Genomic DNA, 6,960 nt, shown 5'->3' on the forward strand with positions numbered 1-6,960 from the left:
GGTCCTCACCGCATCATCGACGAAGCGTTCTGGAGCATCTGGTCGGCCGAGGAGATCACCTTCGAGTTCATCTCGTAGGCGCGCTGGGCGGCGATCAGGTCGGAGATTTCGGTCACGGCGTTGACGTTGGACTGTTCGAGATAGCCCTGCAGCAGCGTGCCGAAGCCTTCGCCGCCGGGAACGTCCTGGAGCGGCGCGCCGCTCGCCTCGGTCTCGAGGAACAGGTTGTCGCCCTTGGCCTCGAGGCCCGACTTGTTGATGAAGCGGGCGAGCTGGAGCTGGCCGAGCGCCTGCGGCGCGGTCTGGCCCGCCACCGTCGCCTCGACCTGGCCGGCCGCGCTGATCGCGACCGAGATCGTGTTGTTCGGCACCGTGATGCCGGGCGAGACCGTGTAGCCGTCGGCGGTCACGAGCTGGCCGTTCGGGTCGAGCTCGAACGAGCCGTCGCGGGTGTAGGCGGTGGTGCCGTCCGGCAGCTCGACCTGGAAGAAGCCCTCGCCGCGGATGGCGACGTCGTAGGTCTTCTCGGTCGGCGAGACGGTGCCCTGGCTCATGACGCGGGGCGTGGCGACGAGCTTCACGCCCGAGCCGATGTCGACGCCGGTCGGCAGCACGGTGCCGGCGTCCGAGCTCGACGAGCCGACGCGGCGCATCGACTGGTAGAGCAGGTCCTGGAACTCGGCCCGCTGGCGCTTGAAGCCGGCGGTGCGCATGTTGGCGATGTTGTTCGAGATGAGCTCGACGTTGAGCTCCTGGGCCGCCATGCCCGAAGAGGCGGTGTACAGCGCGCGCATCAGGCGGCTCCTGCGGTGTTGGAGGCGGCGGTCACGACGGCACCTCGGCGAGCTTCTCGATCGCGGCGCGGCGGATCTCGTCCTGCTTTGACAGGAGCGAGGTCACGCTCTCATAGGCGCGGGTCACCTCGACGAGGCGGCTCATCTCCGCGACCGGCTTGACGTTAGACTTCTCGATCGCGCCCTGGACGATGCGGACGCGGGCGGTGGCTTCCTGCGGCTCGGCGTCGGAGCGGAACAGGCTCGCGCCTTCCTTGGAGAGGTCCTGCAGGCTCGAGAACCGCGCCACGCGGAGCTTTCCGCGCACGCCCTCGTTGGTCGAGATCGTGCCGTCGGAGGAGATCGTGAGCCCGCGCTCGTTGGGGCCGAGCTGGATCGGGCCGGAGGTCGAGAGCACGCGGGCGCCCTCCGACGTCACCAGCACGCCCTGCGAGTTGATCTGGAACGCGCCGTTGCGGGTGTAGCGGGTCCCGCCCGCGCCCTCGACCACGAAGAAGCCCTCGCCGTCGATCGCGACGTCGGTGTCGGCGCCTGTGGTCTGGATCGCGCCGGCGGTCTGGTCGTGCCAGGTGGCGAGATCCTCGACGAAGGACAGCGTGCGGTCGCGGCGCTGGAACGTGTCGTCCCGCGCCTTGGGCATCAGATACTCGCCGAACGTCATCTCCTCGGCCTTGAAGCCAGAGGTGTTCATGTTGGCGACGTTGTTCGAAATCACGTCGAGCTCGCGCCGCAGGGCGACCTGCCGCGACAACCCGACAAGAGAGGCGTTTTCCACCACACGCTCCCGAGCCGCTGTCTTAACGACGTTCGCCTGTCCTTCCCCGACCTGCGATCCGTCGCCAGAACCATTGCAGCCGGCGTGCCAGATGGATGAATCGTTCGAATTTGAACGAAAATTCAGAGAAACCCACCCGGCAGAAACAGGTCGCGGCCGCCCGCCCGGCGCAATTTGCCCGGCAGCTTTTGCCGGGTCGCAAGGCTTCGTTAACCTTTGGGACCTATCCGTTAACCATGGCCGGCGAACCCGTCGGCGGCGACGGAGCGCGGCGTCATCCACGCCGCGGAGGCTTTGACATGGCGGACGAGAACGAAGCCGGCGCGGCCGCCGAGGGCAAGCCCAAGTCGAAGAAGAAGCTCATCATCATCGCGGGCGCCGCGGCCGCCGCGCTGCTCATCGGCGGCGGCGGCGCGTTCTTCATGATGAAGGGCGGCAAGGAGGACGGCCACGGCGAGGCCCACGCCGAGGCCTCGGGCGGCCACGGCGAGGAGAAGGCCGAGGGCGGCCACGGCGGCGGCCATGGCGAAAAGGGAGCCGAGACCGCAGGCGCGGCCTTCGTCGACCTGCCGGAGATGACCGTGAACCTCGCCACCGTCGACCGCGAGAAGCAGCGCTACGTGCGCCTGTCGGTCGCGCTCGAGGTCGACGAGGCGAAGTCCGCCGAGACCATCAAGCCGATGATGCCGCGCGTGCTCGACAGCTTCCAGACGCATCTGCGCGAGCTCCGGCCCGACGACATCCGCGGCTCCTCCGGGGTGTATCGCCTCAAGGAAGAGCTGCTGCGCCGCGTCAACACCGCGGTGGCGCCGGCCAAGGTCGACGCCGTTCTGTTCAAGGAAATCATCGTCCAGTAGGGCGGCGGGGCTTAAAGTTATGGCCGGCGGAACCCAGAGCGACGACGACATTGCGGCCGAATGGGAGGCCGCGCTCTCCGAGCAGGGCGGACCGGCCGCGGCCGATTCGGCCGACTGGAACGCCTCGGCCGAGCCGCCGAGCGCCCGCAAGGCGGTCGACCGCGTGCTCAACCAGGACGAGGTCGACGGCCTTCTCGGCTTCGACCCCAATGCGCTCGGCCTCGCGGACCAGTCCGGGATCCGCGCCATCATCGATTCGGCGCTCGTCTCCTACGAGCGCCTGCCGATGCTCGAGATCGTGTTCGACCGGCTGGTCCGGCTGCTCACGACGAGCCTTCGCAACTTCACCTCCGACAACGTCGAGGTCTCGCTCGACGGGATCAAGTCGGTGCGCTTCGGCGACTATCTGAACTCGATCCCGTTGCCCGCCATCCTCTCGGTGTTCAAGGCCGAGCAGTGGGACGGCTTCGGGCTGATGACGGTGGACAGCGCGCTCACCTATTCGATCATCGACGTGCTGCTCGGCGGGCGGAACGCCTCGGTGAAGATGAAGGTCGAGGGCCGGCCCTACACCACGATCGAGACCTCGATCGTCCAGCGCATGGTCGAGGTCGTGCTCGAAGACGCCGAGGCCGCGTTCCGGCCCGTGACCCCGGTCAGTTTCTCGTTCGACCGGCTCGAGACCAATCCCAAGTTCGCCACCATCACCCGGCCGGCCAACGCCGCGATCCTCGTCACGCTGCGCGTCGACATGGAGGAGCGCGGCGGCGTGATCCACATCGCGATTCCCTACGCCACCATCGAGCCGATCCGCGACGTGCTGATGCAGCAGTTCATGGGCGAGAAGTTCGGCCGCGACGCGACCTGGGAAGGGCATCTGGCGACCGAGATCTGGGCCGCGCGCACCGAGGTCCACGCCGTGCTCTACGACCAGCGGCTGCCGCTCAAGACCATCCTCGACCTCGACGTCGGCGACACGCTGATGCTGGACGTGAAGCCCGACGCGCTCGTCGAGCTGCGCTGCGGCGACGAGGTGCTGACCCATGCGCGCATGGGACGCTCGGGCGAGAAGGTCGCGATCCAGATCGCGGCTCCGCTGCGCCCCTCGCGCACCACGCTCGCGGCCTTCGAGGCGGCGGGCCAGATCCGCAAGGAGGCCTCGTGATGGAGAACGTGGTCGGGCTCGCGATCGAGTCGCTCGTCGCCGTCCTGCTGATCGCCACCATCGCCTATTGCGCGGTGCTCGACCGCAAGCTCCGGCGCCTGCGCGCCGACGAGACCACGATGCGCGACACCATCGTCGAGCTCGTCACCGCGACCCATGCGGCCGAGCGCTCGATCGCGGCGCTGCGCGCCACCGTCTCTCAGAGCGAGGAGACGCTCGCCGACCGTCTCGGCCGCGCCGAGACGCTGTCGGAGCAGATGGCCGGCCAGCTCGGCGAGGGAGAGGCGGTCATCGAGCGCATCGCCAAGATCGCCAAGGCCGCGCGCGACCACGCCCAGCGCGAGGCCGAGACCGCCGAGGTCGAGCGCGTCAAGGCCGCCCGCGAGGAGATCCGCCAGGAGGTGCGCCGCCGCGCCGAGGCCGAGGCCGAGGCCCAGCGCGCCGCCGAGGAGGCGCGCCGCGCCGCCGAAGCCGCGCTCAGCCCCTCGGCCGCGGCCGCCGCCGCCGCTGAAGTCTTCTCCAACCGCATTCGTGCGCTGAGCATGGGGAGCGCCTCGTGAGCGCTGCGTCCCGCATCCGGCTGATGCCGGTCGTCATCACCGCGGCCGCGGCTTTGCTCGGCCTGAAGGCGATCGGGATCGCGACCCACACCAGCTATCTGTTCGTGCCGCCGGCCGCCGCCGCGAGCGCCTCGCACGGCGCCGAAAAGCCTGCGGTGGCCGACGACCACGGCGCCAAGGAAGGCGCGCCCGTCCAGCCGCGTCCGGTCGAGAAGCCGCCGGTCGACGCGAAGGGCGAGCTCACCGTCGAGGAGAGCTCGCAGAAGGCGCTGACCGAGGCGCTGTCGAAGCGGCGCGAGGCGATCGACGCCCGCACCAGCGAGCTCGACATGCGCGAGGCCACGCTCAAGGCGACCGAGAAGCGGCTCGACGATCGCCTCAACGAGCTGAAGCGCCTCGAGCAGGCGATCGGCGACGCCGACAAGCGCCGCGCCGAGCTCGAGCAGACCAAGTTCAAGGAGCTCGTGATCCTTTACGAGGGCATGAAGCCCAAGGAGGCCGCGCGCATCTTCGAGAAGCTCGACGCCCAGGTTCTGCTCGACGTCGCCTCGCGCATGAAGCCGCGCACGCTTTCGGTGGTGATGGGCGTGATGGAGCCCGACGCCGCGCAGAAGCTGACCGTGGCGCTCGCCCGCCGCGAGGCCTCGCCGCCCATCGCCGAGACCGCCTCGGTCTTGCCCGCGGAGCTGCCCAAGATCGAGGGCCGCCCGAACCGCTGAGGGCGCGATGACGGCGGCGGGCGTGATCTCCGAGTTCCGCCACCGTCATGCCCGAGCTTTGCTCGGGTATCCACGACTTGGGCGTAGCGCTCGGCGATCCCGGAAAGTCGTGGATGCCCGGCTGCCGCCGGGCATGACAGTGTTGAGTGTGATCGGCTAGTTCCGCCACCCGTCATGCCCGAGCTTTGCTCGGGTATCCACGACTTGGGCGTAGAGCTTCACGTTCCTAGGACGTCATGGACGCCCGCCCGCCGCCGGGCATGATGGCGGCGGGCGTGATCGGCGAGATCCGCCACCCGTCATGCCCGAGCTTCGCTTGCGTATCCACGACTTGGGCGTAGTGCTCGACGCTCCCGGAAAGTCGCGGCCGCCCGGCCGCCGCCAGACGTTGCGCGCACTCACGAAAGCCAGCAGCATCTGCGGATGTACGCCGCCTTCGCCTACATCATGACCAACCGGAAGGACGGCGTGCTCTATGTCGGCGTCACGAACGACCTTGTCCGCCGCGTCTTCGAGCATCGATCCGGCGCCGCCGAGGGTTTCACCAAGCGCTATGGCCTCAAGGCGCTCGTCTGGTTCGAGGCGCATGACTACATCCGCGCCGCGATCGCGCGCGAGAAGGACCTCAAGCACCTTCGCGGGCGAAGAAGGTGCGCCTGATCCACGACGCCAATCCTGACTGGCGCGACCTCTGGCCGGACATCTGCGCGTAAACCGTTCCACCCGACATGCCCGAGCTTCGCTCGGTATCCACGACTTTGGCGTAGCGCTCGACGATCCCGGAAAGTCATGGACGCCCGGCTGCCGCCGGGCATGACGGCGGCGGATGTGATCGGCCGATTCGGCCATCCGTCATGCCCGAGCTTCGCTCGGATATCCACGACTTCGACGCAGCTCTCGACGATCCCAGAAAGTCGTGGATGCCCGGCTGCCGCCGGGCATGACGGCGGCGGGTGTGATCTGCCGATTCCGCCACCCGTCATGCCCGAGCTTCGCTCGGGTATCCACGACTTCGGCGTAGCGCTCGACGCTCCCGGAAAGTCGCCGACGCCCGGCCGTCGCCGGGCATGACGGCGGTGCATGCGCGATCTCATCGCGTTCGACCTTGAAGCTTCGGGGTCGCGGTAACGTCTCGCCAACGGCTTTCTGTCTTTAGTCGCTCTCTGGACAAGGCGGCGGACGCGCCGCCGTGATGCGACGGGAGCGGGACAGGTGGCGTTTCGGACGCGCGCGGCGATGGCCGGCCTGACGCTCGCGCTCGCGATCGGCGTCTCAGCGCCCGCGATGGCGGCCGCCACGGGCGCCGTCTCGGCCGCGATCGCGCCCGAGGGCTACGCCCGCATCTCCTTCGCGTTCGACCGGCTGCCCAAGCCGAACGTGCGCATCGCGAACTCCATCCTCATCGTCTCCTTCGACGAGCCCGTGACGCTCGACGCCGAGGGCCTGGCGCGCGGCCTCGGCAAGCTCGCGAGCGTCGTGCGCCTCGATCCGGACGGCACCGCGATCCGCATCGCGCTGCAGACGCAGGTCAAGCTCGCGGTCAACGAGGCCGGCGAGACGCTGTTCGTCGACCTGCTGCCGCCGAGCTGGAAGTCGCTGCCGCCGCCGCTGCCCGCCGACGTGATCGCGAACCTCACCCGCGAGGCCCGCGCCGGCCGCGAGCTCCGGGCCGAAGAAGCCCGGCGCGCCGCCCGGCCGCTCGCGCGGCTGACGCTCGAGGGCGCGACCCATCCGACCTTCAACCGGCTCGTGTTCGGCCTCGGCGGCGACGTCGACGTCGACTTCAAGCGGCTCGGCGACAAGGTGCGGGTCGTGATCGGCGCGTCCTATCGATTCGACGCCCCCGCCGCCCGCGCGCTCCTGCCGCTCGACTTCGCGGGGCTCACCTCCGAAAAGCTCGGCGACAAGATCGTGGTGAACGTGCCGGCCAAGGGCGCGGGCGAGGCGAGAGGCTTCCGCGACGGCGACGACTTCATCCTCGACATCGACCGTCCCGCGCCGCGCGCAGAGGGGGCCGACGCCGGCCACGCAGAGACGGGCCACGCCGAGACCGCGCATGACGCGGCCGCCGCGGCCTTTCCGGCGACGCT

6 protein-coding genes and 2 pseudogenes are annotated in these 6,960 nt (G+C 69.4%); 6 read left to right on the plus strand and 2 right to left on the minus strand.

Features of this window, described 5'->3' with window-relative positions; genetic code table 11:
- Window positions 1-5 precede the first annotated feature (5 nt).
- Window positions 6-794, minus strand: coding sequence for a flagellar basal-body rod protein FlgG (gene flgG, locus ACFOWB_RS05735; protein WP_378146185.1), 789 nt, complete (start codon window positions 792-794; stop codon window positions 6-8).
- A gap of 31 nt (window positions 795-825) precedes the next feature.
- Window positions 826-1,569 carry a flagellar basal-body rod protein FlgF gene (gene flgF / locus ACFOWB_RS05740; RefSeq protein WP_261404207.1) on the minus strand — a complete coding sequence of 248 codons (744 nt, stop codon included), beginning with the start codon at window positions 1,567-1,569 and terminating at the stop codon, window positions 826-828.
- 299 nt (window positions 1,570-1,868) lie between these two features.
- Here flgF and ACFOWB_RS05745 point away from each other — a divergent pair, with 299 nt between their 5' ends.
- From ACFOWB_RS05745 to ACFOWB_RS05770, 6 genes and pseudogenes are all read left to right on the plus strand, one after another.
- Window positions 1,869-2,426 carry a flagellar basal body-associated FliL family protein gene (locus tag ACFOWB_RS05745; RefSeq protein ID WP_261404206.1) on the plus strand — a complete coding sequence of 186 codons (558 nt, stop codon included), beginning with the start codon at window positions 1,869-1,871 and terminating at the stop codon, window positions 2,424-2,426.
- A 19-nt stretch (window positions 2,427-2,445) separates the two neighbouring features.
- Window positions 2,446-3,591 carry a flagellar motor switch protein FliM gene (gene fliM / locus ACFOWB_RS05750; protein WP_261404205.1) on the plus strand — a complete coding sequence of 382 codons (1,146 nt, stop codon included), beginning with the start codon at window positions 2,446-2,448 and terminating at the stop codon, window positions 3,589-3,591.
- A complete protein-coding gene (locus ACFOWB_RS05755; RefSeq protein ID WP_261404204.1) occupies window positions 3,591-4,151 on the plus strand; it encodes a DUF6468 domain-containing protein in 561 nt (186 codons plus the stop codon). The genes fliM and ACFOWB_RS05755 overlap by 1 nt, the downstream gene beginning before the upstream one ends.
- A complete protein-coding gene (locus ACFOWB_RS05760; protein ID WP_261404203.1) occupies window positions 4,148-4,870 on the plus strand; it encodes a MotE family protein in 723 nt (240 codons plus the stop codon). The genes ACFOWB_RS05755 and ACFOWB_RS05760 overlap by 4 nt, the downstream gene beginning before the upstream one ends.
- A 423-nt stretch (window positions 4,871-5,293) precedes the next feature.
- A pseudogene (locus ACFOWB_RS05765) lies at window positions 5,294-5,583 on the plus strand (GIY-YIG nuclease family protein).
- A 499-nt stretch (window positions 5,584-6,082) separates the two neighbouring features.
- A pseudogene (locus ACFOWB_RS05770) lies at window positions 6,083-6,960 on the plus strand (hypothetical protein); the annotation flags it as partial.

This window comes from Chenggangzhangella methanolivorans (genome assembly GCF_042648545.1).
In the GTDB taxonomy this organism is placed as follows: domain Bacteria; phylum Pseudomonadota; class Alphaproteobacteria; order Rhizobiales; family Methylopilaceae; genus Methylopila; species Methylopila methanolivorans.

Coding starts and splice junctions, on each gene's coding strand:
- flgG (WP_378146185.1), bottom strand. CDS start 794: ATGCGCGCGCTGTACACCGCCTCTTCGGGCATGGCGGCCCAGGAGCTC.
- ACFOWB_RS05745 (WP_261404206.1), top strand. CDS start 1,869: ATGGCGGACGAGAACGAAGCCGGCGCGGCCGCCGAGGGCAAGCCCAAG.
- fliM (WP_261404205.1), top strand. CDS start 2,446: ATGGCCGGCGGAACCCAGAGCGACGACGACATTGCGGCCGAATGGGAG.
- ACFOWB_RS05755 (WP_261404204.1), top strand. CDS start 3,591: ATGGAGAACGTGGTCGGGCTCGCGATCGAGTCGCTCGTCGCCGTCCTG.